Raw genomic sequence first — 25,324 nt, forward strand, 5'->3', positions numbered from 1 at the left:
CACTCCTCTCGAGATCACACGGCCCCGCGCCGGGGCGCCCCTCTCAACTGCGCGGCACCCCCAGCCTACCGGCCGCCGCGCGCTCCTTCTCGTACTCTTCGCGGCAAGCCTGCGCATAGTCTTCCGGCCCGAGGTAGGCCACCTCCTGGTCGTACCTGGCCAGGTTCTCGGCAAAGCGCGGATGGAACAAGGCCTTCTTGAAGCCATCGTGCAGCACCGCCAGAACATTGGGCGGCAGGCCGCGCGGGCCGGCCAGGCCGTACGGCGACATGGCCACGATGTTGAAACCCGACTCGCGCAATGTCGGCACCTGTGGCCAGCGCCTGGTGCGCTGTGCCCCCATCGTCGCCAGCAGGCGCAGGCGCCCCGCGTCGACCTCCGGCCCGAAGCCGCTGGAGTTGACGCCCACCATGACCTGGCCCCCCTCCACTGCCAATGTCAGCTCGGCCGTCCCCTTGTACGGAACATGGATGTAGCGCAGCCCGCGGTCGGTGAAGAGCGCCTCGAGCACGAGATGGGGCGTGGTGCCGATGCCATTGGTGGCAATGCTCAATTCGCCGGGCCGCGCCCGCGCGAACTCGAACAGATCCTCCAGCTTGCGCAGCTTGCTGTCTTGCGCAACCAGCACCCCGAACGTCACGCCGGACAACTGGATGATGGGTGTGACGTCGCGGATCGGGTCCCACAGCACCTGCTGGATGAAAGGCGCGCGAAACACCGGCTGCGGCATCTGCGCGATGGTGTAGCCGTTGGGTTCCGCCGTTTGCAGGATCGGCATCGCCATCGTGCCGCCGGCGCCGCCACGGTTGCCGACGACCACGGGCTGGCCCAGTGCCGGCGCCGCGAGTTCGGCCAGCAGCCGCAGCGACAGGTCCGTCGCGCCACCCGCCGCCCACGGCACCCACATCATGATCGGCCGGGTGGGGAAGGCTTCATCGGCCAGCGCACGACCCAGCGGGACCGTGTTCAGCGCCAGTGCCGCAGCGCCGGCCAGCCAATGCCTGCGGTCCACGCTCACGGTGGCCCCCCGCCCCGCTTGGTCAATCCGCCAAATCCGCGCTGCGGGTCGTACCCCCAGCAGGCCAGCATGAAGAACACCGCGAGGCATCCAAGCACGACCCAGGGCGCCAGGCCCGGGTCTTTCCCGTACAGGGCAAACCGGATCCACTCCACCGCGTGGGTAAACGGATTGAAGCGCGCCAGCTGGTACACCCACTCGGCGCCCGACTCCTGCAGCTTCCACAGCGGGTACAGCGCGGTGGACATGAAGTACATCGGGAAGATCACGAAGTTCATCGTGCCGGCAAAGTTCTCGAGCTGCTTGATGTAGACCGACAGCAGCAGGCCGAGGGCGCCCAGCATCATCGCCCCGCAGGCCAGCGCCAGCAGTGCATTCAACCCGCCGAGCGACAGCAGCGGCAGGTCGGTGCCGAGCAGCACGGCCACGATCACGAAGGCCAGCGCCTGCAGCACCGACAGCAACGCGGTGGCGCAGAGCTTGCAGAACAGCAGCCACGCGCGCGGCAAGGGCGAGGTCAGCAACAGCCGCATCAGGCCCATCTCGCGGTCGTACACCATTGCCAGCGACGACTGCATCCCGTTGAACAGCAGCACCATGCCCGCCAGGCCCGGCGCGATGTAGACGTCGTAGGGGATGTAGGTGTCATAGGGCTCGACGATCGCCACACCGAACACGTTGCGAAAGCCCGCCGCAAAGACCGCCAGCCACAGCAGCGGCCGCACCAGCGCCGACAGCAGGCGCCCCTTCTGCTGCGAGAACTTGATCAGTTCGCGCAGGACGATCGCCTGCAGGCCCTGCAGCGCGTGCGCGATACCGCGGCGCGGTGCGAGCTGCGCCAGGCCGACTTGCGGGTTCAGCGTGTCGTCTTGCATAGCTTTTCCGGGGCGTCTCCGCCCAGTGTGTCCAGCACGTTGGTCGGGTGCAGCAGGCCATCGACTGGTGCCTGCGAAATCACGCCCTGCCCGTCGCTGAGCAGGACGGTCTGACGCAATTGCCCATCCCAGGGGCGAAAGGTCAGGATGCCGCCCTTGGAGCCGTCGAGCGGCGTGTCGGCAAGCGCCTTGGCCCACGCGGCAGCCGGCCCCTTGGGGGCCGCGGTGACGGCTGCGACCAGCGCCTTGCCCGCCATCCATGCCGACCAGTCGGCGGCGGTCATCGGCCGGCCGGCGGCCTTGGCAAAGCGGCGCGAGACCTGCGGCGCGCCATAGCGTTCGAACTGCGCCTGCCAGGCCAGCGCGACCAGCCCCGCGTCGCCCACCACCGGACGCGGCAGCACGATGCGGTACGGCAGGCCGCGCGCGAATTCGCCGTCGCTGTCGACCACCCATACGACGTCGTAGGCGTTGCCGGCCGTGAGCAGCAGCGGATTCGCAAGGTCACGCTCGCGCGGGTCGCCGGAGAGCTTGAACGCCTTGGTGGCGACCACTTGCAGGCCATAGCGCTTGAGGGACGCCTGCGCGGTGGCTGCGCGCAACTGGTCCTCGGCACTCGGTCCCACCAGCATCAGTACCTTGCTCCACTTGCGCGACACCAGCGTCTGCGCGAGCGCGTCGGCGCGCATGCGCTCGCTCGGGATGATGTGGAACAGGCGCGCCCGGCAGTCCTTCTCGCGCAGCCGGTCGGCGGGATCGCCGACGTTGACGACCGGCAGCTTGACGGCATCGACCACCGCGAGCGTCCAGTCGGTGGGGAGGTCGACCAGCAGCACGGCAGCGCCCGCGCGTTCGGCCGCCTGGGCAGCCGTGCGCGCGGCCTCCAGCGAATCGGCGGGCTGCTTCGAAAGCGCGACGGCTGCATCGACGGCCTGGAGTTCGAACTGGGCTTCGTCGAGCGCGACCTGCACGCCGTCACTCGCGGGACCTTCGACGTGGCCCAGGTAATGCCGTTCGACGCGCGTGCGCTCGAGCCGCGGGTCGTCGGCCGGCGAGATCAGCGTGGCCTTGAGCGTGACGATCGCACCCGCCGCCTGCGCGGCCGATGTCGACCCCGCAAGCAGCAACGCCACGCACAGGCACCAGGCGGACCACGTCATTCGACCACCACGAGGCCATAAGGCACGCGCCCGACCGGGATGCTCTTGAGCGGCCTGGCGGCGGCCACGTCGACCACGGTGACGTCGTCGCTCAGGCCGTTGACCACATACAGGCGTGCCTCGGCCTTGTCGAGCGTGACGTTCCACGCGCGCTTGCCGACCAGCACGAGATCGGTCACCTTGCGCTGCGGCACGTCGATGAACGCGACCCGGTTGGCCCGCCCCATCGCAACGAAGGCGCGCTTGCCGTCGCGCGTCATCTGTATGCCCACCGGCGTGATGTCTTCGCTGCGCGCGCCCTTGACCTCCAGCTTCACGCCACCGATCACGCTGCGGGTTTCGGTCGAGATGATGCTGAGGCTGGCATCGAGCTCGTTGGTCACCCACAGTTCCTTGCCGTCGGGCGTCAGCGCCATGCGGCGCGGCCGCTTGCCGACCTTGATGTTCTTGACCACCGACGCGCTGGCCACGTCGATCACATGGACGATGCTGGCAACCTCGGAAGTCACATACAGCGTCTTGCCGTCCGCGCTGGCCTTGACGCCTTCGGGCTCCTTGCCGACCGGGATCGACTTGAGCAGCTTGCCGCTCGCCGCATCGACGAAGTTGACAGCGCCGTCGTCCTCGTTGGACACGTAGATGGTCTTGCCGTCCGGCGACAGGTCGAAGGCCTCGGGGTCGTCGCCCAGCGGTATGCGGCGCACCGACTTCCCCGTCGCCGGATCGATCACATCGGCGGCGTTCGAGTCGCCGCAGGCCACCATGATCAGGCGGTCCGCCGTGAGCTGGATGTGGCGTCCCCGCTTGCAGGTCGGAATCGTCCCCTTGACGCTCATGCTGGCCAGGTCGATCAGTGTCAACGCCTGGTCCTTCTCGCTCGTCACATAGGCGGTCCCCTGCGCCAGCGAGGCTGCGCCGACGGAAACACCCGCCAGCGCCACGCCCAGGCGCACGGTCCGTGCGAGAAAACCCGAGGCTCCATTCATGTCGATGTTCCTTGTCTCTTTGATTCGTTCCGCGACGCGCATGGCTTCGGTCAGCTGGTGCGCCGGATGAAGCCCGCCTCCAGCGTGGGTTCGCCCAGCGCCTGCGTCACCTGGGCCGGGGAGCCGTCCGCCAGCAATTCGCCGCGGTGCAGCACCAGCACACGGTCGGCTTGTTCCGCCTCGTCCACCCGATGCGTCGCCCACAGCACGCAGACGCCCCGCTCCTTCACGTTGGCACGCATGGCCTTCATCAGATCGAGGCGTGACTTCGGGTCCAGGCCGACGGTGGCTTCGTCCATCAGCAGCACAGAGGGTTGATGCAGCAAGGCACGCACGAGTTCCACCTTGCGTCGATTGCCGCCGGACAACTCGCGCACCTTGCGATCGAGGTCGGCATCGACGGCAAGCTGGGCGCAGCCCTCCTCGATGCGCTGCCTGGCAAGCCGCCGCGGCAGGCCATGCAGGTCCGCCTGGAACAGCAGGTTGCGCCGGATGCTGAGGTCCAGGTCGAGCGACATCTGCTGGAAGACAACGCCGATGTGCCGCAGTGCCGCCGTCGCGGAGCGGCCCAGCGAATGGCCGGCCACTTCGACTTCGCCTTCGTCCGCGGCAAACAGCCCCGTGAGCACCTGAAAGAGGGTCGACTTGCCCGCGCCATTGGGACCGAGCAGGGCCACGAACTGCCCCGGCACCAGACTCAACGACAGGGCCTTCAAGGCAACCCGGGCGCCGTAGCGCTTGGTCAGGCCGGTGAGGCGGAGCATCGTGGTCGGGTGCGGCGTCTGTGACATGAAATTGTTGTTGCAAGCAATACCCGGACCCATCGGCTTCCCCGCTTCTGCGGTCCGATCAATTGGCCTGGGATGCAATTACGAGATCTTGATGATTGCAGGCGCCGGGGCTTTTGATATTCGGTGAAACACTCTGTGTCGAAAGTGGTTGCCACAGTTTCGAGACAGCCCGGCCACAGGGGAAATCCGCGAGGGAAACCTGGCGCAATTCATCCCGCAGCGCATCGAAATTCGCGCCCCGGATGCGAGGTATTCATGGGGTTTCCCCCTAACGCAAAACGCTGCCTCACGGCGTCCATGGGTCGTGGACCGTTATTGCCGGCACCTGGATCCATGCGTTTTCAAGCAGGCGCGCAAATTGCATTTAGTGTCCTCGCCGGCTACTAAAAAGCCCGGCGGTTGCCCCGTGCGGGCGTGCTTTGGTGACCTGAACAAGGAGACTTCGATGGGAATTTCTGCGCATTCTCACTGGCGCTCATGGCGTCACCTGGCCACGGCGCTACTCGCCGTGCCGCTGCTGGCTTTTGCCAATGCCGATGTCGAGAAAAATATCTCCAACAACAAGAACTGGGCGATGCAGGCGGGCGACATGGCCAACCACCGCTACAGCACGCTCAAGCAAATCAACACAGGCAACGTCGGCAAGTTGCAGGTCGCGTGGACCTTTTCCACCGGTGTGCTGCGCGGGCATGAAGGCTCGCCGCTGGTCATCGGCGACGTGATGTACCTGCACTCGCCTTTCCCGAACAAGGTCTTCGCGATCGACTTGAACACGCAGAAGATCGTCTGGAAATACGAGCCCAAGCAAGACCCGGCGGTGATCCCGCAGATGTGCTGCGACACGGTCAATCGCGGCTTGGCGTATGCAGAGGGCAAGGTGTTCCTGCAGCAGGCCGACAGCACCCTGGTCGCGCTCGACGCAAAGACCGGCAAGGTGGTCTGGAGCGTGAAGAACGGCGATCCGAAGCTCGGCGCCGTCAACACCAACGCGCCGCACATCTTCAAGGACAAGGTCATCACCGGCATCAGCGGCGGCGAGTGGGGCGTGCGCGGTTTTATCGCGGCGTACGACATCACCTCCGGCAAGCCGGTCTGGAAGGGCTACAGCGTCGGGCCGGATGCCGAAATGCTGATCGACCCCGACAAGACCATGACCTGGACCGACGGCAAGATGGCGCCGGTCGGCAAGGACTCTTCGCTGAAGACCTGGCAGGGCGACCAGTGGAAGACGGGCGGCGGCACCACCTGGGGCTGGTACAGCTATGACAAGGCCCTCAACCTGATGTATTACGGCACGGGCAATCCGTCGACCTGGAATCCGGCGCAACGCCCCGGCGACAACAAGTGGTCCATGACGGTATTTGCACGCGACGTCGACACCGGCATGGCCAAGTGGGTCTATCAGATGACGCCATATGACGAGTGGGACTTCGACGGCGTCAACGAAATGATCCTGGCCGACATCGACGTGAAGGGCAAGCCGACCAAGGCGCTCGTGCACTTCGACCGCAACGGCTTCGGCTACACGCTGGACCGCGTGACCGGTGCGCTTCTGGTCGCCGAAAAGTATGACCCGGACGTGAACTGGGCCACCAACGTCGACATGAAGACCGGCCGGCCGCAAGTGGTCAAGAAGTACTCCACCGCGCAAGGCGGACCGGACGTCAACACCAAGGGCATCTGCCCGGCCGCCTTGGGAAGCAAGGACCAGCAACCGGCTGCCTTCGACCCGGAAACCAAGCTCTTCTATGTGCCGACCAACCACGTGTGCATGGACTATGAGCCGTTCAAGGTCGAGTACACCGCCGGCCAACCCTACGTGGGTGCAACCCTCTCGATGTTCCCGACGCCCAACAGCCATGGCGGCATGGGCAACTACATCGCCTGGAACGCCGGTACCGGCAAGATCGTGCAGAGCCATCCCGAGAAGTTCTCGGTGTGGAGCGGCGCGCTCAACACGGCTGGCGGCCTGTCGTGCTACGGAACGCTCGAGGGTTACCTGAAGTGCGTCGACAAGAAGAACATCAACAAGGAATTGTTCAAGTTCAAGACGCCTTCCGGGATCATCGGCAATGTGTTCACCTATGAGCACAAGGGCAAGCAATTCATCGGCGTGTTCTCGGGCATTGGCGGCTGGGCCGGCATCGGCATGGCAGCCGGGCTTGAAAAAGACCAGGATGGCCTGGGTGCAGTGGGTGGCTACAAGGAACTTAGCCAGTACACCGAACTCGGAGGTTCATTGACCGTCTTTGCGCTGCCGAACTGATGAAGCACCCCCGAAGCGCCTGCGGCGCCTCCCCCTCCCCCTCGAGGGGGCGCACCCGGCGGACCCCCGGCAAAGCCGGTTCCACGGGTGCCTGCGAACAGGCTTCGGGGTGCTCGTCGGGGCAAGAAGAGCAGGGTCAGGATTTGCGCGGTGGGACATCGGGCAAACCCTGACCAGATCCGGAGATGGCAGCCACCCGGCTGCCATCTTTCATTCCCACGAGACAAGAAGGATCCTTGAATCATGAAGTTGACGAAGAAGGCACTGCTCACCGCTTCCGCATTGCTGTGTCTTGCAGCAGCCGTCCATGCCGACGACAAGCCGCTATACAAGGTGGTCGATGGCTACAAGGTCGACAGCGAGACGATGAAAGGCTTTCGAACCTGGCGCGCCGCAGCCTGCGACCGCTGCCACGGCGCCAACCAGGAAGGAATGGTCGGGCCATCGCTCATCACCAGCCTGAAGACCCTGTCGAAAGACGACTTCGTCAAGACGGTGACCAACGGACGGCTGGACAAGGGCATGGTCGGCTTCTCCACCAGCCCGCAGGTCATGCAGAACATCAACCAGCTCTATGCCTACCTGAAGGGCCGGTCCGACGGCGCCATCACGCGAGCCAAGGTCGAAGAGATGCCTGCCCCATGACCCATGCAGATTCACGCCTCCATGAGACCGGCCTCCGTGCAGCTCGCGGGCTGGCACGGGCGGCAATCGGAATCTCCGTCGCAACGTCGATGGCAACGCTGGCGGCGAGCGCGGCGGCACAGGATGCGCCGGCACCACGCACCGCGCTGAAAGTCTGCCAGGACCCGAACAACTTGCCCTTCTCCAACCTCAAGGGCGAAGGCATCGAAAACAAGATTGCCGAGACCTTCGGCAAGTCGATGGGCCTGCCGGTCGTCTACTACTCCTTTCCGCAGCGCCTGGCCTTCATCCGCAACACGCTGAAGTTCAAGTTGCCGGACTCGGACTACCCCTGCGACGTCGTGATCGGCGTGCCCGCCGGCTATGACCAGGTCTCAGTCACCAAGCCCTATTACCGCTCGACCTATGCGCTGGTCTACCCCAAGGGCAAGGGCATGGACCATGTCGCCTCGGCCGAAGACTTGCTGAAGCTCGACCCTGCCAGGCTTTCCAAACTTCGCATCGGCGTATTCGACGTCTCGCCCGCGTCGGCGTGGCTCAACAAGCACAACCTGGTCGACCGGGGCGTGCCTTACCCCTCGATGAGCCCCGACCCCGACCAATACCCCGGCCAGATCATCGTGAACGACCTGGCGCAGGGCAAGATCGACGCGGCCATCGTGTGGGGGCCGATCGCCGGCTATTTCGCGCAGCGCGTCAAGACGCCGGAAATGGTGGTCGTGCCGTTGAAGTCGGAGCCCGGCGTCAAGTTCGACTACGAGATGGCGATGGGCGTTCGCTACGGCGAACGCGAATGGAAGAAGCAGATTGAAGGGCTCATCGACTCGAACGGGCCTCAGATCCAGGCCATCCTGAAGGAATACGGCGTGCCATTGGTCGACGCTTCGTACTCGTCGCCGGCCAAGTAGCGGCGCCCTGTTCGTCCACTTCGCCCTCTTCTCTCTCCCCCGCGATGAAGCGCCCGAGCCCCGCCGACATCGTCCTGAGACTGGCACTCGGGCTGGCGATGCTGACCCCCTGGATCGCCAGGGCCGAGAACGACTATTCAGTCGCCGAGCGCGCGCTTTTCATGGAGAACCAGATCGGCAAGCTGAAGCCTCCGCTTACCTTGCACTACGTCTTTCGCAAGACCGGAACGCTGGAAGAAGCCTTCGACGACAAGGTGGACCTGGTGCTGACGGCACAAGCCGATGGCGCCTGCTGCGCCGTGCGCCCGCAGTTCTTCACCGGCGCGCGTGCCGTGCGCCAGCCCGAGGTGGAAAGCGCCCAGGGCAACCCGGCGATTCTCTACTTCCTCGAACGCGACATCCGTGAGATGCAGCGCCTGACCAAGGGCCAGCCCAACTACTTCCGCAAGCGCATCCGCATGGCTGTCTACCAGGGCGCGACGCTGCGCGACGTCTCGCTCGAATACCGCGGCAAGCCGGTGGACGTGCGGGAGTTCAGCATCACCCCCTATGTCGACGACCCGATGCGCCCGCGCTACGAGAAGCTGGCCAACAAGGCGTATGTGTTCATGATGTCGGACGCCGTTCCGGGCGGCCTCTACGGCATTCGCACACGCATCCAGGGCGAGTCGATAGAGGCGCAACCCTTGATGGTCGAAGAGATGTATGTCGAAGGCGCCGCTGAAGCCGTGAGGCGGCGCCAACCCTGACGGAGTTCAACCCAATCCCCATGCAAACACCATTTCGAACGCCCGCGCTGCTCACCCTGTTCTGGCTCTCGATGGTTGCGGGCGCAGCCCATGCGGCCGGTGCCGCCACCACCAACGACTTCCCGACCGTCGAGCGCGTGCTCTACGTCCAGCAATGCATGCGCGCGCATCCGGGCCCGCAATTTGAAATGATCAACAAGTGCTCGTGCGTGCTCGACGCGCTGGCAAGCACGGTGAAGTACGACGACTACGTCACGATGAGCACCATCACCAAGGCCATCTCCATCGGCGGCGAGCGCGGCGGCGCGATCCGTGATGCGCCTTCGCTGGAGCCGCAGATCAAGCGCTACAAGGACCTTCAGGCGAAGGCTGAAAAGGGATGCTTCATCAACGACGCCGACATCAAGTAGTCGCGTGACGTGATGGCAGGCAGCACGTTCCCGATGCTTGCGTCGCTGCTGTTGTCGCTGCGAGGCTGGTTGCGGGGCTTGCTGCGGGGCTTGCTGCGGGGCTTGCTGCGAGGCTTGCTGCCTGGAACGCTCCTGTGCGTCGCAGGTGCATTGGCGCAGGCCGCCAACAACGCAATGGCCCTCACGCTCGATGAAGTCCGGCCCGGCGTGTACGTTCACACCGGCGCGCTGGAGGACTGGGCGCCCGCCAACGGCGGCGACGTGGCCAACCTGGGATTCGTCGTCGGCAGCCGATGTGTCGCGGTGATCGACACCGGCGGCACGCCCGCCATCGGCCGGGCATTGAAGGCCGCCGTTGCGAGCACGACACCGCTGCCGGTCTGCTATGTCATCAACACGCACGCGCATCCTGACCATGTTCTCGGCAACGTGGCCTTCGTCGACCCCAACGGACCTGCGCCGCGCTTCGCCGCCAGCGCCCGTTTCGCCCGCGCGCTGGCCGCGCGCGAACCGTTCTACCTGAATGCGCTGCAACGCGACTTCGGCATCCGGTTGACGCATGCGTCGATCGTCTACCCGGACATCGGCGTCGACAAGTCCATGGACCTGGATCTCGGCGACCGGGTGCTCACGTTGCAGGCCTGGCCCACGGCGCACACCGACAACGACCTCACGGTATACGACCAGCGTACCCGCACGTTGTTCGCATCAGACCTCCTCTTCGTGCAGCACTTGCCGGCGCTCGACGGCAGCCTGCGCGGCTGGGTTTCGGTGATGGCCGACATGAGGCGCCTCCCGGTCGACGTCGTCGTTCCGGGGCATGGGCCGGTCAGCACCGGCTTTCCCGCCGTGATGGAGGCGCAAGCCGGCTACCTGAACGCCCTTCTTCGCGACACCCGCTCGGCAATCCGCAAGCACCAGACGATCCAGCAGGCCGTCGACAGCATCGGCGTCGCGCCCGGCCCGCAATGGCTGTTGGCGGATCGCTTCCACCGACGCAACGTGACAGCGGCGTTCGCGGAACTGGAATGGGAAGACGCCGATCCAACGCCCTCCGCCGCGCCATCCCCTGCCGCGGCCAAGGCATCGAGGCCATGAACATCTCCAGGTTCAAGACCCTCTCGAGGCGCGCCGTGGGCTATTGCGCGCCGCTATTCATCGCTCTGCTTTCCATCGTGCCCCTCGGCATGGGACAGAACACGGCAGCGCAGATCAAGACAGCCGACAACCCGGACGCGAGCCCGATCTGGAAGAAGGTGCGGGTGAGCCTGTTCCAGTCGCGCCCGATTGCCGCCGCGAGCGACGACGTGATCTCGCTCGTCGTGCCGGTGCGCGCAGAAGACGCCGCCGTTGTGCCCATCGCGATCAAGACGCGCATGAGGCAGACGCATGCGCGATATATCGACAAGGTGTACCTCATCATCGACAACAACCCCTCGCCCATCTCGGCAATCTTCCGTTTCACGCCGCAGAGCGGACGGGCCGACATCGAGACCCGCGTGCGCGTCGACGAGTACACCCACATCCGCGCCATCGCCGAAACGAACGACGGCAAGCTGCAGATGGCGACCGCTTTCGTCAAGGCTTCCGGCGGCTGCTCGGCGCCGCCGGGCAAGGACGCGGAGGCTGCGCTGAAGACGCTCGGCCGCATGAAGTTGAGCGTCGAGGGACATGCCGACAGCGACCAGCCGCAACTCGCGCAACTGATGATCAGCCACCCCAACAACTCCGGCCTGGCCCTCGACCAGGTCACGCGGCTCTACACGCCGCCGCATTTCGTGCGGCAGGTCGACATCACGTATGCGGGCCAACCAGTGATGTCGGCCGACGTGGATTTCTCGATCAGCGAGAACCCGAACTTCCGCTTCTACTTCGTGCCGCGCGGCGACGGGGAACTGAAGGCCGAAGTGGTCGATTCGCATGACCTCCGATTCGAAAGCTCGCTGAAATACCGGCGGCCCGAATGACGCCGGGGAATCTCCAGGGAGACTTCGCTTGCGGCTTGCATCCGTGATGCCGACGACGCGCCCGAGGGTCGCGATGCGATTCGGAGTCTTGGTTGCGATGGCAGGCATGGTGCTTCTCGCCGGTTGCACCGCACCCGGCGCCGGGCGAGCGTCTGCGTCTGCGTCTGCGTCTGCGTCTGCGTCTGCGTCTGCGTCTGCGTCTGCGGCGGCGGCGACCGCGACCGCGACGGCTACGGCTGCGCCCACCCCGTCCGCACAACCGTACGTCGCGCCGAAGGCAATCGAGATCGGCGCCGGTGTCTTCATGGTCCAGGGCATGGCCGGTGGCGTGGACACCCACACCCTCGGCCGCGTCGGCAATGCGGGGTTCATCGTCGGCGAAACCGGCGTGCTGGCGATCGACACCGGCACGTCATACCGCCACGGAGAGGCCTTGCTGGCAACCATCCGGGGCGTGACGGACAAGCCGATACGGTTGGCACTCGTCACCCACGCACAAAAAGACTTCCTCTTCGGCGCTGCCGCGTTTCGTACGCGCGGCATCCCTGTGCTCATGCATCGCAAGGCCGCGGCCTTGATGGCATCTCGCTGCGAGCGGTGCCTGAGGATGCTCAAGGAGACCCTCGGCGAAGAAGAAATGACGGGCACGGTGATGTTCACGCCGGACCAGCAATTCGACGAGACGCAAACGCTGGACACGATCGGCAGACCGGTGCGCCTGCTCTACTTCGGGCATAGCAGCGGACCCGGCGATGTGGCGGTGCTCGACACGCAAAGCGGCGTCATGTTCGCAGGCGGCCTGCTCGACCAGGCGCGTGTTCCCGACGCGATGGATGGCGATCTCGACGGCTGGCTCGGTGCACTGCACTCGCTGCGCCAGTTGCCCGTCCAGGTCATCGTGCCCGGACATGGGGCACGAACGACCGTCGCGGCCATCGATGCGCAGCAGCGCTACCTCACGCAGCTGCGCGCACGCGTCGCGCAGTTGCTGCAAGGCGGCACCGCGCTGAGCGACGTGCCCAATGCGGCGGCGCTGCCGGAGTTCGCAGGCTGGGACCAGTACGAAACGCTGAACGGCAAGAACGCCTCGACCCTCTTCGTTCGCATGCAGCGAGACCAGTTGAACTGACGGTGACCGCAGTGCAGGTCAAGCCGGTCGTGCAGCCGTCGGCATGAGCCACCGTCCTGCCCGGCCTTGCCGGCTTTTCTTAGGACAGCGTGAGTTGCCCAGCTCCCGGGCTTGCGCGTCCGGAACCTGCGGCACATGATGCGATGCGAACCCGCGTCACAGGGCTCGATGAACGCAGGAGGTAGTCGATGCAGCGACATCCATCTTCTCTGGGCCGCGTCCGCCGCGGCCTGCTCGCAGCGGCCGGCGCATGGGCCGCCATCCTGGCGCTGAAGCCGCACCCCGCATCGGCCCAGGCAGCCGCGAGCCGCACGCGCATCGGCATCATCGGCGCGGGCCGCATCGGCGGTGCCATCGGCGCGCTATGGGTCAAGGCAGGTCATCCGGTGATGTTCTCTTCGCGTCACCCTGAGGAACTCAAGGACCTCGCTGCCGGGCTCGGCCCGCTGGCCAGCGCGGGCACCGTGGCGCAAGCGATCGCCTTCGGTGACGCGCTTTTCATCGCGGTGCCCTATGGCGCGCTGCCGCAGATCGGAGCGGACTACGGCCGCGACCTGAAGGGCAAAGTCATGCTCGATGCCTGCAACGCCGTGGCGTCGCGCGACGGCTCCGTGGCCGACGAGGTCGAGCAGGAGGGCATCGGCGTCGTCTCGCAGAAATACCTCTCCGGCGCGCGGCTGGTGCGCGCGTTCAACACCATGTCCTACACGATCTTCACGCGCGAGGCCAACAGGCCCGATCCGAAGCTGGCGGTCCCCATCGCCGGCGACGACCCGGACGCCGTGAAGGTGGCGGCGGGACTGGTCCGGGACGCCGGCTTCGACCCGGTTGTGGTCGGCAAGCTGGCCGACGCCCGGCGATTCCAGCGCGGTGGGCCGGGCTACGGCCAGCCAGTGAGTGCAGCCGAACTGAGGCAGAAGCTGTCGCTGGCGCCATGACGCCGCTGCAGGGCTGGTTGCGGCGGGCGATTCCGGCGACGCCGCAAGAACTGGCGGCGGCGCTATGGTCCTTTGGCTATTTCTTCGCGCTCCTGGCGGGCTACTACGTGCTGCGTCCGCTGCGCGACCAGATGGGCATCGCAGGCGGCACCCGGGCGCTGCCCTGGTTGTTTACCGCGACCTTCGTGACGCTGCTGTTGGCGCAGCCGGTCTACGGCGCGCTGGTCGCATGGCTGCCGCGCCCGCGCTTCATCCCGATCGTCTATCACTTCTTCGTCCTCAACCTGGTGCTGTTCTGGCTGCTGATGGCGCTGGGCATCGCGCCGGTGATCGTGGCGCGCACTTTCTTCGTCTGGGTGAGCGTGTTCAACCTGTTCGCGGTCGCGGTGTTCTGGTCGTTCATGGCGGATCTGTTCACCAGCGAGCAGGGCAAGCGGCTGTTCGGCTTCATCGGTGCCGGTGGAACCGCCGGCGGGCTGCTGGGACCGATCATCACGATCGCGCTGGCAGTGCCGCTGGGGCCGCACAACCTGTTGATTGCCGCCATCGTTTTCCTGGAAATCGCGGTCTTCTGCGCTGCGCGTCTGGAACGCAGCGTCGGTGCGCTGCAGGGGCAACGGCGCGACGAGCGGCGTGTTGGCGGCAGTGCCTTTGCGGCGCTGTCGGGACTGGTGCGGTCGCCCTACCTGCTCGGCGTCGCTGCGTGGGTCAGCATGCTGTCCTGCGGCGCAACGATCCTCTACCTCATACAGGCCAACGTGGTGGCGTCGAGCGTTCAGGGCGCGGGCGCGCAGACACGGATCTTCGCCAGCATCGACCTGATCGTCGGGCTGCTGACACTGGCCACGCAGGTCTTCGCAACAGGGCATTTTCTCCAGCGCTTCGGCACCGGCGTGGCCGCCGCCGCGTTGCCGATCGTGTATGTGGTCGGCTTCCTGGTGTTGGCGTGGATGCCGGTCCTCGCGGTGGTACTCGTGTTCCAGGTGACGCAACGGTGTATGAATTTCGCGATCGCCAATCCTGCACGGCAGGTGTTCTTCACGGTCGTCGGGCGCGAGGAGAAATACAAGGCGAAGAACATGATCGACGTGGTGGTCTACCGCGGCTCCGACGCGCTCTATGGCTGGGTCTTCGACAGTCTGCAGGCGATCGGACTCAAGATCGGCGCCATCGCGCTGTGTGCCGTACCGATGGCGCTTGCGTGGTTCCTGCTGTCCGCGACGCTCGGGCGCATGCAGGAACGTCGCGCGACCTTGCAGGGCGCCCGCGAGGCGCATGGAGAACTGCCGCGAGAGGCGTGAAGTGACGCTTTTTCAGGAGCGGCGGCCCACTCATCGACACGTCGTCGACCCATTGCGAAGCCGGGCAGGTTCCGGCGCCCCCACCTCAGTTCTCCACCAGGTACCGCGTGACCACGCGGCGCATGAAACCAGGACGAGCACGGCGAAGTCTGTTCGTGGGCACCCGCGGAACCGGCTTTGCCGGGCCGCCGGGTGCGCCCCCTCGAGGGGGAGGCGCCGCAGGCGCTTCGGGGGTGTTTCATTCACCCCAGCCTGCGCGAATTCGCGGGCTCACGAAACACCAGTGGATGCTCCACTGCCTGTGCCGGCGACAGTCTGCCCGCGCGCGCCACCGCCTCTTCAACCAGCTGATGGTGCGGGCTCTTGAAGCAAGCCGGGTCGGCAACGTCCGGGTCGTTGGCCAGGAGGTAGGCCTGGCAGCGGCAGCCGCCCAGATCCACTTCCTTGAATTCGCAAGACGAGCACGGCTCTTTCATCCAGCCGGTGCCGCGATAGCGGTTGAAGCCTTCGGACTCGACCCAGATGTGGCGCAGGTCGTGAGCCCGGACGTTGGGAAAGCTCAGCCCCGGCAGCATCTTTGCGGTGTGGCAGGGCAAGGCCGTGCCGTCAGGCGCCACCGTGAGGAACATGTTGCCCCACCCGTTGACGCACTTTTTCGCCCTGCCCTCGTGGTAGTCGGGCGCGACGAAGAAGATGCGCATGCGCTCGCCCATCCGGGCGCGCCACACGTCCGTCGTGCGCTCCGCCTGCTTCAACTGCGCGTGCGTCGGCAGCAACTGGTCGCGGTTCAGGAACGCCCACGAGTAGTACTGCGTGTTCGCCAGCTCCAGGTACTCGGCCCCCAGGTCGGCCGCCATGCCGATGATGCGGTCGATGTGGTCGATGTTCATCCGATGGATCACCACGTTCAACACCATCGGCCAGCCCTGGTCCTTGATGATTTTCGCGACGCGGCTCTTCAGGTCGAAGGTCTTGGTGTGCGACAGGAAGTCGTTCATCTCCTTCGTCGAATCCTGGAACGACAACTGCACATGGTCGAGCCCCGCCGCTTTCAACCGCACGGCGCGCTCGGCCGTCAGGCCAACGCCGGATGTCAGCAGGTTGGTGTAGTAGCCAAGTCGATGGGCCTCGGCGACGATCTCCTCGAGGTCATCGCGAACCAGCGGCTCGCCGCCGGAAAGCCCCAACTGAACGGCACCCAGTTCGCGTCCCTGCTGCAGCACGCGAAACCAGTCTTCGGTTTGCAGCTCTTCTTCCTGCCGCGCGAAGTCGATCGGGTTGAAGCAGAACACGCAATGCAGCGGGCAGCGGTACGTCAGTTCAGCCAACAGCCAAAGCGGCGGTCCGGGGGAGGCAGGCGGCATCAGTCCCATGCGAGCCACCTCTGCTTTCCGGCCATCTCGATGAAGGCGAGCACGTCCTTGTCGAGCCCGCGCGTCGAGAACGCCGTCTCCAGCTCGCTCACGATGGCCGCGATGCTGCGCTGTCCGTCGCAGCGCTTCATGATCTCGCCGCCGCTCTGGTTCAGCTTCACCATGCCCTCCGGGTACAGCAGCACATGGGCGTTCTGAGCCGGCTCCCATTGCAGCCGGAAGCCCTCGCCGACGCGTGGAAGCGTGGCGGCCGTGAGCGCGGTCATGCCGTCACCCCATATTTCAAGGCCATCGCATCGTTCATGGCCCACAGGATGTCGAGCTTCAATTGCAGCACCTCCAGCGCCCGTTCCTGCAGGGGGCGGGTCGTGAAATGCGCGAGCGTGATCGCCAGACCCTGCTCCACATCGCGCCGCGCCTGGCTCACCCGGTTGCGGAAATACGCCATGCCCTCGGGTTCGATCCATGGATAGTGTTCCGGCCAGTTCGCCAGCCGTTGCTTGTGGATCTCCGGGGCAAAGAGTTCGGTCAGCGACGAGCAGACTGCTTCCTGCCAGGGCGCGCGACGCGCGAAGTTCACGTAGGCATCGACCGCGAAACGCATCGCCGGAGCCACGTGGCGCAAGTCGATCACCTCTTCGCGCGTCAGGCCCACGGCCGTGGCGAGCCGCAGCCAGGCTTCCACGCCGCCTTCGTCGCGCACACCATTCAATTCGAAGCCGTCATGGTCCAGGATGCGCTGCACCCAGCCCCTGCGAACTTCGGGATCGGGACAGTTGGACAGCACGGCCGCGTCCTTGATCGGGATCGCGATCTGGTAGTAGAAGCGGTTGGCCACCCAGCCGCGCACCTGCTCGGGGGTGGCACGGCCGCTGTTGAGCATCACGTTGAACGGATGGTGGATGTGATAGGCGCGGCCGCGCTCGCGCAACTTCGCTTCGAATTCCTCGCGCGACCACGCTGGGGGTTGCGTGAGAGGTTGCGTGAGAGGTTGCATGGGCGGTTGCATGGGCGGCTCGTGGACACCGGCAACGCCCGGAGGCGTCTGGCTCATATGCGAATCAGCATGTTGTCCTCGCAGACTTCGACCCCGGCGCGCGCGAGCGTCGCGAACTCTTCCGAATCTTCGTCGAGGATCGGATTGGTGTTGTTGATGTGGATCAGCATGCGTCGCGTGCGCGGCGGCAACTTCGCCATCCACTCGAGCATGCCGCCCGGCCCCGACTGCGGCAGGTGGCCGATGTCGCGGGCGGTCTTGGTACCCAGGCCCAAGCGTGGCATTTCGTCGTCGGTCCAGAAGGTGCCGTCGACCAGCACCGCGTCGGCGCCAGCCATGTCGTCGAACACCGCGGGCGTGATCTGCCCGAGGCCGGGCGCGTAGAACACCCGCGTGCCGCTGCGGCCATCGGAGATCAGCATGCCGATGTTGTCGCCCTCGACCGGGTTGTCGCGGTGCGGCGAATAAGGGGCGGCCTTGCTCGACAGCGGCAACGCGCGAAAGCTCAGGTCAGCAACACCGGGCACCGTGAACGAGCGGCCGTCCAGCGCGATGCGATGCCGATCCACGCCGCAGTAATGGCCCAGCACGGCCAGCACCGGATTGCCACGGCTCAGGTCTTCCTCGACCGGATCGGTGCACCACAGCGGTAGTGCAGACGTGCGTTCGCGCAGCATGAAAAGCCCCGTGGCGTGGTCGATCTGGCCATCCATCAGCACCACGCCGGCGATGGCCGAATCGCGCATCGCGCGCGCTGGCTGCAGCGCGGGCTTGCTCCGGATCTGTTCCAGGATGTCGGGGGATGCATTGAACAGCACGCCATCGGTGCCCTCGTCAGGCTGCACGAAGATCGACGACTGGGTTCGCGCCTTGGCCTTCAAAGTGCCTGCGCGCAGGCCCGCACAATTGCGGCAATTGCAATTCCACTGCGGAAACCCGCCGCCGGCCGCTGAACCCAGGACTGTGATGCGCATGGGCAAGTGTCAGTGCGTCGGCGGACCGGCGAAGACAAGGAAAACCCGCAGGCCAGGCCCGCGGGTTCGAGGTCAAGCAGCCCAACTCAGCGGGCGGCGACGTACATCGTGATTTCGAAGCCGAAGCGGAAGTCTTGAGCTGTTGGGGTTTCCCATTGCATAAGCAGTCTCCTTTGCACGATTGCACGGCTGCCGATTGGCAGTCGCGGGGATTTCTCGAGTCCCGTGATGCATGGTGGCGCCTTGAGCAGGATCGCAACAGACCTCGGATCATGATTCGAGACTCATGATTTTCATGAATCGAGCCAACGCCCGCCCAAGCCGCTACCATCCCGCGGGTGTCTGCTCCCACCACGGTCCCTTACGCGCTGGAGGCCCGATGAGTCTTCGGCTGAAGATCAACCTGATCGTCGTTGCGCTGACCGTCATCTTCACCGCGGCCATCCTGGCGATCGAGATGCGCAGCATGCGGGAGTCCGTGCACGAGGAAACGGTGGCCGCCAATCGGGTCGCAGCGTTGCTGCTGCAAGGACAGGCATTGCGCTACGCGGCACAGGGCACCCCCGCGATGCTGGCATTCCTCCAGAGCATCGGGCGGATTCGCTCCAACGACCTGACGCTGTTCGACGCGCAAGGGAACGAACTCTATCGCTCGCCCTCCCCCACCTACAAGGCCGGCCGCGACGCGCCGGAATGGTTCAGCGACCTGATTTCGCCAACGCCATCGGTCCAGTCCATCGCGTTCCCCGACGGCAAGCTGGTCGTGCGGGCGAACGCCTCGCGCGCCGAGATCGACGCCTGGGACTACATGCTGAACCTCGGCCTCGGTGCGCTTGCGTTCCTGGTCGCTGTCAACGCGATGGTGTTCTGGCTGGTCGGGCGGGCCGTACGGCCATTCGGCCAGATCGTCCAGGCGCTCGATCAGGTTCAGGGCGGCCGCTTTGACGCCGTGCTGCCGCCGTTGGCGGGCAAGGAGGCCGCGGCCATCGGCGCGGCCTTCAATCGCATGGTCCGCGAGCTGCAGGGAAACATCGAGACCGAGCGCCGCGCGGTGCGCGCCGAATCGCAGTTGTCCGACAGCCGCGAACTGACGCGCTGGATCGACAAGCACATCGAAGCCGAGCGCCGCCTGATCGCGCGCGAACTGCACGATGAACTCGGCCAGTCGGTCACGGCAATGCGCAGCATGGCCCTGTCGATCGCGACGCGCATGCGCCCGCTCGACCCGCAGGCCGAGCAGGCGGCTCGCCTGATCGCCGACGAGTCTTCACGCCTATACGACGCAATGCACGGGATCATCCCGCGCTTGACGCCGCTGGTGCTGGACAACTTCGGCCTTGCCGAGGCGCTCAACGACCTGATCGAGCGCACGCAGCGCACCCATGCCGACGTGCAGATCGCACTCGAGGTCGACCTGGCCGACGCCGTGCTTGGCGCCGACGCATCGCTGGCCCTGTACCGTGCGGCACAGGAAGGGATCACCAATGCGATGCGCCATGGCAAGGCCACCCGGCTGCGCCTGACGTTGGAAAGCCGTGCTGGCGAGGTGCGACTGGCGCTGCTCGACGACGGCACCGGCTTCGCACCCGAAGACCTGCATCGTGGCGAGCACTACGGCCTGCGCTGGCTTGCCGAGCGCGTGCAGGCACTGGGCGGCGCCTTCGAAATCGAAAGCGTGCAGCCCCACGGCGCGCGTCTGCAGGTGCGCTTGCCTGCGTCAGGGAGCAAGGAGTCCGCATGATTCGCGTGTTGCTGGCCGACGACCACGCCCTGGTGCGCATGGGCTTTCGCATGCTGCTGTTCGACGCGCAGGTCGAGGTGGTGGCCGAGGTGGACACCGGCGAACAGGCCTGCATCGAGTACGCACGGGTCCAGCCGGACGTGGTCGTGATGGACCTCTCGATGCCCGGAATCGGTGGCCTGGAGGCCATGCGCCGCCTGCTTGCGCAAGACCCGAAGGCGCGCGTGCTGGTCCTGTCGGCGCATGAGGACACGGTCCATCCGCGACGTGCGCTGCGCGCCGGCGCGCTCGGCTACCTGGCCAAGCGCAGCGCGCCCGATGCGCTGATCGCCGCTGTGACTGCCGTGGCGCGCGGCCAGCGCTATGTCGATGCCGGAACGGCGCAGGCCCTGGCGCTGGCCCAATTCCAAGGCGACGCGAGTCCGGCCGACACGCTGAGCGAACGCGAGTTCTCGGTGTTCCTGCAACTGGCGCGCGGCCAGAGCGTGGCCCAGATCGCCGAGACGCTCAATCTGTCGCCAAGCACGGTAGGCACGCACCTGTATCACGTGAAGCAGAAGCTGGGTGCCAACAACCAGTCGGAACTGACGTTGGTCGCGCTGCGCTGGGGATTGATCCAGGCCTAGGCGCCTAGCTAGTGGCCTGCAACGATTGCATCGGGAGTAGTTCGCCGTGTCGGGTTGAAGTACTTCTACTTCAATCACGTCGGCGGCCTTGGCTTCAAAGTCTGGATCGTCGCAGGCGAGATAGCCTTCCAGCGCTCAGGTGGCTGGCGGCAGGTCGCTTTCCGTGACGACGTCCGGATGAGTCGCCACCCAGGCCATGAGGATCTGGTAGCCCAGGCTCAGCGCGGTGGCGCCGATGAACATCCCCAGGATGCCGGCGCCCGCCAGGCCGCCCAGCGCGCCGAGCAACACCACCGGCATGGGCGCATCGACGCCGCGGCCGAGCAGCAGCGGCTTCAACACGTTGTCGAGCATGCCGCCGATCGCCAGCAGCACCGTGTAGATCACGGCCGGCACGGTATCGTGGTTACCGCCCAACCAGATGTACGCGATCACCGGCAGGGTGACCAGCAGTGCCGGCACCTGCGCGATGCCCAGCACCAGCACGACCATGGCCAGCACGCCGGCAAATGGAATGGCGGCCACGATCATCACGATGCCCACGACCATGGCCTGGATGAACGCGACGCCGACCACGCCCAGCGACACCGCGCGAATGGTCGCGGTGGACAGCGTCGCGAACTGCACGCCGCGCTCGGTGCCGACGATGCGCCCGAGGATCTTCCGTGCGGCTTCGGCGCCCGACTCCCCGAAGGTCATGATGATGCCGGCGATGATGAAGGAGGCCATGAACAGCAGCACCGTTCCGGCGATGCTGGCCACCATCTCCAGCGCCTTGCCGGCCAGTTCGCCGAGTTGCGGCTGCATCCTCCGGACGACCGAGGGCATGTCCGTGTGCGCCAGCGACCAGACGCCGTACACCTTCGGGCCGATCACGGGCCATTCGGCCACGCCGGGCGACGGCGCCGGGATTTCCACCTTGTTGTCGCGCACCCGTTCGACCGTCGCGTGGACCGAATCGCCCATCGAACCCAGCACCACGGCCATGGGCACCACGATCAACGCAATGCCGACCAGCACCACGAAGGTGGCCGCCAGGCCTTGCTTTCCGCCGAGCCTGCGGGCCACCGCCTGATGGCCCGGATAGACCGTCACCGCAAGGATCAGCGCCCAGGCCATCATCGAGATGAAGGGCGCGAAGATCCGGAAGCACAACAGCGTCAGGGCCAGCACCAGTCCGGCCCGGATGAACACATCCATCAGCTTCATGGACAGCCGTGTCTCGCGCACGAGGTCTGGCGTGGGTGTCGTCATGTGTCGACCTCCGAAGGTTGAGACATGCGATTGTCTTGCAATGCTTGCCCTTTGACGTGACAACTCTCAAGACGGCAGCATTCAGAACGAGTAGATTGCGCCGAACAAGTGGAGTTGTCACGGAATCGGGGACGCATTCGCGGACCCGGTCCAAACATTGCCGGAAAACTCGACACGGTATGCAACTGGATGAAGTGCCTGCAGGACCGCGACAGGAGAACGCGCGCTGGACGTTGCTCGCGGTGGCATGCGTGGCCGTCGCCTTCTTGGGCGCATGGTTCTTGCAAAGCGCCATTCCGCGCCACATCGTTCTCGCGTCCGGCCTGCGCGACGGCACGTACCACCAGTACGCGCAGCGCTACAAGGAAATCCTGGCGCGCGAGGGCGTGACGGTCGAGGAGCGCATGACGGGCGGCGCGGACGAGAACGAGCGCTTGCTGCGGAATCCCAAATCCGGCGTGGACGTGGCCTTCGTGCATGGCGGCGTGGTGCGCCCGGATGACCGCGGGTCGCTGGTCATGCTGGCCGCGCTGTACTACGAACCGCTGTGGATCTTTTATCGTGACAGCGTCGTGCGCGAGCAGTTCGATGAACTTCGCTACAAGCGGATCGCCGTGGGTTCGGCGGACAGCGGCGTACGCGCGTTCATGGAGCCCTTGCTCGCCGCGAACGGCATCACGCGCTTCAACACAGACCTGGTGCCCCTGGTCAATCTGGAAGCCCTGCGCGCGTTGCAGGCGGGACAGGTCGACGCCGCCTTCCTGGTCGGGCCCGTGCAGTTCCCGGCGGTCTGGCAGGCCTTGCACGACCCGGACCTCAAGCTGATGAGCCTGGCACGCGCAGAAGCCTATCCGCGCAGGGTTCCGTACATCACGAAGTTGACCTTGCCTCCTGGAACGATCGATCTCGAGCAGCACATTCCGCAGCAGGAGGTGAAGCTGATCGGCACCAAGGCGATGCTGGTTTCGCGCGACGATCTGTCACCGCCCATCATCAACCTGCTCCTCGAAGCCGCGCGCGAACTGCATGGGAAGCAGAGCTACTTCGAAAGGGACGACGAGTTTCCGAACACTACTGCGGTGGACCTTCCCGTGTCGACCGATGCGGATCGCCACCACCGCTTCGGGCCCAGCGTGCTTCACCGCTACCTGCCGTTCACCATCGCGGCCTATCTCGAGCGCCTGATCATGCTGCTGGTGCCGGTGCTGTTCGTGATCGTTCCCCTGACCAACGTCCTGCCGCGCCTGTTCCGCTGGCGCATACGCTCGCGCATCTATCGCTGGTATGGAGAGCTGGCATTGCTCGAACGCGACGTCCGGTCACGGACTGGCCCCTTGCCTATCGAGCAATGGCTCGTCGATCTCGGCCGGATCGAGCAGGCCGCCACGCGCATCCGGGCCCCGTTGAGCTATGCCAGCGAGGCCTACACGCTGCGCGAGCACATCGGCCTGGTTCGCCAAACCGTGATGGCCAGGGCGCAAGGCGTTGCCGCGCATGCGGATGTCGAAGCGGTGGATGCCGCAACGGGGTCTGTGCGCAACGATCTCCAGGCGCGCGCTGCGCCCACCCCGCAAGCCCCATCGGGCTTGAAGATGCCGTCCTGAACACGTCCTTGCGGGGCTACAGCATTGCCTCGATCGGCAGGATCGACAGGAAGTTGATCCACAGCCTCTGCCACGGGCCGATGCCCGGCTCGTCCGTGTAGCGGGTCTCGCCAGCGGGGCTGCGGTCGATCCATTCCATACGGGTGCTGTCCGGCTGCAACCGCACCTGATAAGCCTGGTCCGGGATCACGCTGTCGAAATGGCCGGAGAGGCGCTGAGCCAGCGCGGGGCTGTCGATGAGCACGCCCATCTCGGTGTTGAGGCGCGCCGAACGGGGATCGAGGTTGAAGGAGCCGACAAAGACGCGGCTCCGGTCCACCGCGAAGGTCTTGGCATGCAGGCTCGCGGAAGAACTCCCGCCCGAGCCGCTGCTGCCGGGGACGCCGACGCCGCGACCGTCGTCGTCCCTCGACGTGACGTCGGCCAGGCCCGGCTTGAGTTCATACAGCTTGACGCCGGATTGCAGCAACTCCTTGCGGTACCGGGCGTAGCCGGCATGCACTGGTGCGACATCGGTGGCCTGGAACGAGTTCGTCAGTACGCGCACCTTCACGCCGCGCGCAGCTATCTTCTCCAGGGCATCGGCACCGCCCTGGCCGGGCACGAAGTACGGCGAGACCAGGTCGAGTTCGCGCTGCCCGTTGCCGAACACCTCCGAGAGCCGCGGCATCATCTGCAGGTCCTTGCGCTCCGGCGAAAAGCGCACCTTGTCAGGGTCGTCGCTGAGGACTTGCGCGGTGGTCCACTCGAAGGCGATCTTCCGCTCGGCCACCTGCTGCACGAGCGGCGACTGCCGCAGTGCATCGACGTAGCGCTGTGCCTTCGGATCCTGCTGCACCTTCTGCCAGTTCTCGTTCAGAAGGGTGGCACCGTCCTTCGGCGCCGGGCCCAGCAAGCTCGCCACGGGATAGGCGGACTCGTTGTTCCAATAGCGGTCGAACTCGGCCGAGACCTCGCCCACCACGGGCCCGACGGCGAGCACGTCCAGATCCTGGAATCCGACATTGAGGTCCGCGCCGTAGTACTCGTCACCCACATTGCGGCCACCGACGATCGTCATCTGGTTGTCGCCCGTGAAGGACTTGTTGTGCATGCGGCGATTGAGGCGCGCGAAATCACCCAGGTCGGCCACGCGGAATCCGCGGTTGGCAAAGGGATTGAAGAGCCTGACCTCGATGTTCGGATGCGCGTCGAGCGCAGCGAGGACGGGATCGAGGCCGCCGGTGTTGGCGTCGTCCAGCAGCATCCGAACGCGCACCCCGCGCTGCGCCGCCTGCCAGATGGCCTGCCACAGCAGTTGACCGGTGGTGTCGCCGTGCCAGATGTAGTACTGAAGGTCGAGGCTGCGATCCGACGCCTGGGCCAGCAGGATGCGCGCGGCGAAGGCATCCCTGGCCTCGCCGAGCGGATAGATCCCCGACTTGCCGGCGTGGGCCGCGAGTTCCGCACGCAGCGCCTGTCCGAGGTGGGTGCTTTCGGTGCCCGCCAGCGCCGTCGACTCGACACGCTCCACCCGATCGGGCAGGCTGGCACAGGCCGACATCAGCAAGGCCAGGGCAACGGCTAGCAAGAAGCGCAATGCAGGCACGGACGAGGACCCCGTAGAGCGATG

General features: G+C 65.8%; 25 protein-coding genes. 13 read left to right on the top strand and 12 right to left on the bottom strand.

Going from position 1 to position 25,324, the window contains the following annotated elements:
• Positions 1–43 precede the first annotated feature (43 nt).
• Genes WKW80_RS12345 through WKW80_RS12365 form a run of 5 tightly spaced genes read right to left on the bottom strand, consistent with a single transcriptional unit; the run spans position 44 to position 4,803 of the window.
• Entirely contained in the window at positions 44–1,012 is a 969-nt protein-coding gene (locus WKW80_RS12345) for a tripartite tricarboxylate transporter substrate binding protein (protein WP_422822900.1), read from the bottom strand.
• 2 nt (positions 1,013–1,014) lie between these two features.
• Positions 1,015–1,893: an ABC transporter permease gene (locus WKW80_RS12350; protein ID WP_340363860.1), complete on the bottom strand. Its 879-nt coding sequence runs from the start codon at positions 1,891–1,893 to the stop codon at positions 1,015–1,017.
• Positions 1,875–3,053: a type 1 periplasmic-binding domain-containing protein gene (locus WKW80_RS12355; protein WP_340363861.1), complete on the bottom strand. Its 1,179-nt coding sequence runs from the start codon at positions 3,051–3,053 to the stop codon at positions 1,875–1,877. The genes WKW80_RS12350 and WKW80_RS12355 overlap by 19 nt, the downstream gene beginning before the upstream one ends.
• Positions 3,050–4,039 (bottom strand): PQQ-dependent catabolism-associated beta-propeller protein, encoded by a 990-nt coding sequence (locus tag WKW80_RS12360; protein WP_340363862.1) that lies wholly within the window; start codon positions 4,037–4,039, stop codon positions 3,050–3,052. The genes WKW80_RS12355 and WKW80_RS12360 overlap by 4 nt, the downstream gene beginning before the upstream one ends.
• 50 nt (positions 4,040–4,089) lie before the next feature.
• The gene (locus WKW80_RS12365; protein ID WP_340364161.1) at positions 4,090–4,803 is read right to left on the bottom strand and encodes an ABC transporter ATP-binding protein; all 714 of its coding nucleotides are present in this window, start codon (positions 4,801–4,803) and stop codon (positions 4,090–4,092) included.
• Between the two features lie 472 nt (positions 4,804–5,275).
• Here WKW80_RS12365 and WKW80_RS12370 point away from each other — a divergent pair, with 472 nt between their 5' ends.
• The 10 genes from WKW80_RS12370 (at position 5,276) to WKW80_RS12415 (ending at position 15,143) form a co-directional block, all read left to right on the top strand.
• Entirely contained in the window at positions 5,276–7,096 is a 1,821-nt protein-coding gene (locus WKW80_RS12370) for a methanol/ethanol family PQQ-dependent dehydrogenase (RefSeq protein WP_340363863.1), read from the top strand.
• A gap of 243 nt (positions 7,097–7,339) precedes the next feature.
• Complete coding sequence (locus WKW80_RS12375; protein WP_340363864.1) at positions 7,340–7,741, top strand: c-type cytochrome; 402 nt, start codon at positions 7,340–7,342, stop codon at positions 7,739–7,741.
• Between the two features lie 89 nt (positions 7,742–7,830).
• A complete protein-coding gene (locus WKW80_RS12380) occupies positions 7,831–8,649 on the top strand; it encodes a substrate-binding domain-containing protein (protein WP_340363865.1) in 819 nt (272 codons plus the stop codon).
• A gap of 44 nt (positions 8,650–8,693) precedes the next feature.
• Positions 8,694–9,398, top strand: coding sequence for a hypothetical protein (locus WKW80_RS12385; protein WP_340363866.1), 705 nt, complete (start codon positions 8,694–8,696; stop codon positions 9,396–9,398).
• Between the two features lie 20 nt (positions 9,399–9,418).
• A complete protein-coding gene (locus WKW80_RS12390; protein WP_340363867.1) occupies positions 9,419–9,808 on the top strand; it encodes a hypothetical protein in 390 nt (129 codons plus the stop codon).
• 12 nt (positions 9,809–9,820) lie between these two features.
• The gene (locus tag WKW80_RS12395; RefSeq protein ID WP_340363868.1) at positions 9,821–10,906 is read left to right on the top strand and encodes a quinoprotein relay system zinc metallohydrolase 2; all 1,086 of its coding nucleotides are present in this window, start codon (positions 9,821–9,823) and stop codon (positions 10,904–10,906) included.
• On the top strand, positions 10,903–11,775 hold the full coding sequence (locus WKW80_RS12400; protein ID WP_340363869.1) for a quinoprotein dehydrogenase-associated SoxYZ-like carrier: 873 nt from the start codon (positions 10,903–10,905) through the stop codon (positions 11,773–11,775). Before WKW80_RS12395 ends, WKW80_RS12400 begins: the two co-directional genes overlap by 4 nt.
• A 304-nt stretch (positions 11,776–12,079) precedes the next feature.
• On the top strand, positions 12,080–12,904 hold the full coding sequence (locus tag WKW80_RS12405) for an MBL fold metallo-hydrolase (RefSeq protein ID WP_340363870.1): 825 nt from the start codon (positions 12,080–12,082) through the stop codon (positions 12,902–12,904).
• A 188-nt stretch (positions 12,905–13,092) separates the two neighbouring features.
• Positions 13,093–13,842, top strand: coding sequence for an NADPH-dependent F420 reductase (locus WKW80_RS12410; protein WP_340363871.1), 750 nt, complete (start codon positions 13,093–13,095; stop codon positions 13,840–13,842).
• Positions 13,839–15,143, top strand: a complete 1,305-nt coding sequence (locus WKW80_RS12415) for an NTP/NDP exchange transporter (protein WP_340363872.1) — start codon at positions 13,839–13,841, stop codon at positions 15,141–15,143. Before WKW80_RS12410 ends, WKW80_RS12415 begins: the two co-directional genes overlap by 4 nt.
• A gap of 242 nt (positions 15,144–15,385) precedes the next feature.
• Here the strand turns inward: WKW80_RS12415 and pqqE are convergent, their stop codons facing one another.
• The 5 genes from pqqE to pqqA all read right to left on the bottom strand — a co-directional run bounded on the left by pqqE (position 15,386) and on the right by pqqA (position 18,648).
• On the bottom strand, positions 15,386–16,516 hold the full coding sequence (gene pqqE / locus WKW80_RS12420) for a pyrroloquinoline quinone biosynthesis protein PqqE (protein WP_340363873.1): 1,131 nt from the start codon (positions 16,514–16,516) through the stop codon (positions 15,386–15,388).
• Positions 16,507–16,782: a pyrroloquinoline quinone biosynthesis peptide chaperone PqqD gene (gene pqqD, locus WKW80_RS12425; RefSeq protein ID WP_340363874.1), complete on the bottom strand. Its 276-nt coding sequence runs from the start codon at positions 16,780–16,782 to the stop codon at positions 16,507–16,509. Before pqqD ends, pqqE begins: the two co-directional genes overlap by 10 nt.
• Complete coding sequence (gene pqqC / locus WKW80_RS12430) at positions 16,779–17,525, bottom strand: pyrroloquinoline-quinone synthase PqqC (RefSeq protein WP_340363875.1); 747 nt, start codon at positions 17,523–17,525, stop codon at positions 16,779–16,781. Before pqqC ends, pqqD begins: the two co-directional genes overlap by 4 nt.
• A gap of 41 nt (positions 17,526–17,566) precedes the next feature.
• Complete coding sequence (pqqB, locus tag WKW80_RS12435; protein WP_340363876.1) at positions 17,567–18,487, bottom strand: pyrroloquinoline quinone biosynthesis protein PqqB; 921 nt, start codon at positions 18,485–18,487, stop codon at positions 17,567–17,569.
• Positions 18,488–18,573: 86 nt separating this feature from the next.
• Complete coding sequence (pqqA, locus tag WKW80_RS12440; RefSeq protein WP_213954950.1) at positions 18,574–18,648, bottom strand: pyrroloquinoline quinone precursor peptide PqqA; 75 nt, start codon at positions 18,646–18,648, stop codon at positions 18,574–18,576.
• Between the two features lie 218 nt (positions 18,649–18,866).
• Between pqqA and WKW80_RS12445 the strand changes: the two genes are divergently transcribed.
• Positions 18,867–20,228: an ATP-binding protein gene (locus WKW80_RS12445; protein WP_340363877.1), complete on the top strand. Its 1,362-nt coding sequence runs from the start codon at positions 18,867–18,869 to the stop codon at positions 20,226–20,228.
• On the top strand, positions 20,225–20,854 hold the full coding sequence (locus tag WKW80_RS12450) for a response regulator (RefSeq protein ID WP_340363878.1): 630 nt from the start codon (positions 20,225–20,227) through the stop codon (positions 20,852–20,854). The genes WKW80_RS12445 and WKW80_RS12450 overlap by 4 nt, the downstream gene beginning before the upstream one ends.
• 135 nt (positions 20,855–20,989) lie before the next feature.
• Here WKW80_RS12450 and WKW80_RS12455 read toward each other — a convergent pair whose 3' ends face one another.
• Positions 20,990–22,108 (bottom strand): AI-2E family transporter, encoded by a 1,119-nt coding sequence (locus WKW80_RS12455; protein ID WP_340363879.1) that lies wholly within the window; start codon positions 22,106–22,108, stop codon positions 20,990–20,992.
• 179 nt (positions 22,109–22,287) lie between these two features.
• Here WKW80_RS12455 and WKW80_RS12460 point away from each other — a divergent pair, with 179 nt between their 5' ends.
• A complete protein-coding gene (locus tag WKW80_RS12460; protein WP_340363880.1) occupies positions 22,288–23,712 on the top strand; it encodes a TAXI family TRAP transporter solute-binding subunit in 1,425 nt (474 codons plus the stop codon).
• 16 nt (positions 23,713–23,728) lie between these two features.
• Here WKW80_RS12460 and WKW80_RS12465 read toward each other — a convergent pair whose 3' ends face one another.
• A complete protein-coding gene (locus WKW80_RS12465) occupies positions 23,729–25,282 on the bottom strand; it encodes a phospholipase D family protein (RefSeq protein WP_340363881.1) in 1,554 nt (517 codons plus the stop codon).
• Between the last annotated feature and the right edge of the window lie 42 nt (positions 25,283–25,324).

The organism is Variovorax humicola, assembly GCF_037889915.1.
Taxonomy (GTDB): Bacteria; Pseudomonadota; Gammaproteobacteria; order Burkholderiales; family Burkholderiaceae_C; genus Variovorax; species Variovorax humicola.

What these genes read in the sequence shown, in the direction of transcription:
- WKW80_RS12410 (WP_340363871.1), top strand. Translation starts at nt 13,093, where the DNA reads ATGCAGCGACATCCATCTTCTCTGGGCCGCGTCCGCCGCGGCCTGCTC.
- WKW80_RS12385 (WP_340363866.1), top strand. Translation starts at nt 8,694, where the DNA reads ATGAAGCGCCCGAGCCCCGCCGACATCGTCCTGAGACTGGCACTCGGG.
- WKW80_RS12450 (WP_340363878.1), top strand. Translation starts at nt 20,225, where the DNA reads ATGATTCGCGTGTTGCTGGCCGACGACCACGCCCTGGTGCGCATGGGC.
- WKW80_RS12355 (WP_340363861.1), bottom strand. Translation starts at nt 3,053, where the DNA reads ATGACGTGGTCCGCCTGGTGCCTGTGCGTGGCGTTGCTGCTTGCGGGG.
- WKW80_RS12400 (WP_340363869.1), top strand. Translation starts at nt 10,903, where the DNA reads ATGAACATCTCCAGGTTCAAGACCCTCTCGAGGCGCGCCGTGGGCTAT.
- WKW80_RS12390 (WP_340363867.1), top strand. Translation starts at nt 9,419, where the DNA reads ATGCAAACACCATTTCGAACGCCCGCGCTGCTCACCCTGTTCTGGCTC.
- pqqB (WP_340363876.1), bottom strand. Translation starts at nt 18,487, where the DNA reads ATGCGCATCACAGTCCTGGGTTCAGCGGCCGGCGGCGGGTTTCCGCAG.
- WKW80_RS12395 (WP_340363868.1), top strand. Translation starts at nt 9,821, where the DNA reads ATGGCAGGCAGCACGTTCCCGATGCTTGCGTCGCTGCTGTTGTCGCTG.
- WKW80_RS12380 (WP_340363865.1), top strand. Translation starts at nt 7,831, where the DNA reads ATGGCAACGCTGGCGGCGAGCGCGGCGGCACAGGATGCGCCGGCACCA.
- WKW80_RS12365 (WP_340364161.1), bottom strand. Translation starts at nt 4,803, where the DNA reads ATGCTCCGCCTCACCGGCCTGACCAAGCGCTACGGCGCCCGGGTTGCC.
- pqqE (WP_340363873.1), bottom strand. Translation starts at nt 16,516, where the DNA reads ATGGGACTGATGCCGCCTGCCTCCCCCGGACCGCCGCTTTGGCTGTTG.
- WKW80_RS12350 (WP_340363860.1), bottom strand. Translation starts at nt 1,893, where the DNA reads ATGCAAGACGACACGCTGAACCCGCAAGTCGGCCTGGCGCAGCTCGCA.
- WKW80_RS12405 (WP_340363870.1), top strand. Translation starts at nt 12,080, where the DNA reads ATGGTCCAGGGCATGGCCGGTGGCGTGGACACCCACACCCTCGGCCGC.
- WKW80_RS12375 (WP_340363864.1), top strand. Translation starts at nt 7,340, where the DNA reads ATGAAGTTGACGAAGAAGGCACTGCTCACCGCTTCCGCATTGCTGTGT.
- pqqD (WP_340363874.1), bottom strand. Translation starts at nt 16,782, where the DNA reads ATGACCGCGCTCACGGCCGCCACGCTTCCACGCGTCGGCGAGGGCTTC.
- WKW80_RS12455 (WP_340363879.1), bottom strand. Translation starts at nt 22,108, where the DNA reads ATGACGACACCCACGCCAGACCTCGTGCGCGAGACACGGCTGTCCATG.
- WKW80_RS12445 (WP_340363877.1), top strand. Translation starts at nt 18,867, where the DNA reads ATGAGTCTTCGGCTGAAGATCAACCTGATCGTCGTTGCGCTGACCGTC.
- WKW80_RS12415 (WP_340363872.1), top strand. Translation starts at nt 13,839, where the DNA reads ATGACGCCGCTGCAGGGCTGGTTGCGGCGGGCGATTCCGGCGACGCCG.
- WKW80_RS12370 (WP_340363863.1), top strand. Translation starts at nt 5,276, where the DNA reads ATGGGAATTTCTGCGCATTCTCACTGGCGCTCATGGCGTCACCTGGCC.
- WKW80_RS12360 (WP_340363862.1), bottom strand. Translation starts at nt 4,039, where the DNA reads ATGAATGGAGCCTCGGGTTTTCTCGCACGGACCGTGCGCCTGGGCGTG.
- WKW80_RS12460 (WP_340363880.1), top strand. Translation starts at nt 22,288, where the DNA reads ATGCAACTGGATGAAGTGCCTGCAGGACCGCGACAGGAGAACGCGCGC.
- pqqC (WP_340363875.1), bottom strand. Translation starts at nt 17,525, where the DNA reads ATGCAACCGCCCATGCAACCTCTCACGCAACCTCTCACGCAACCCCCA.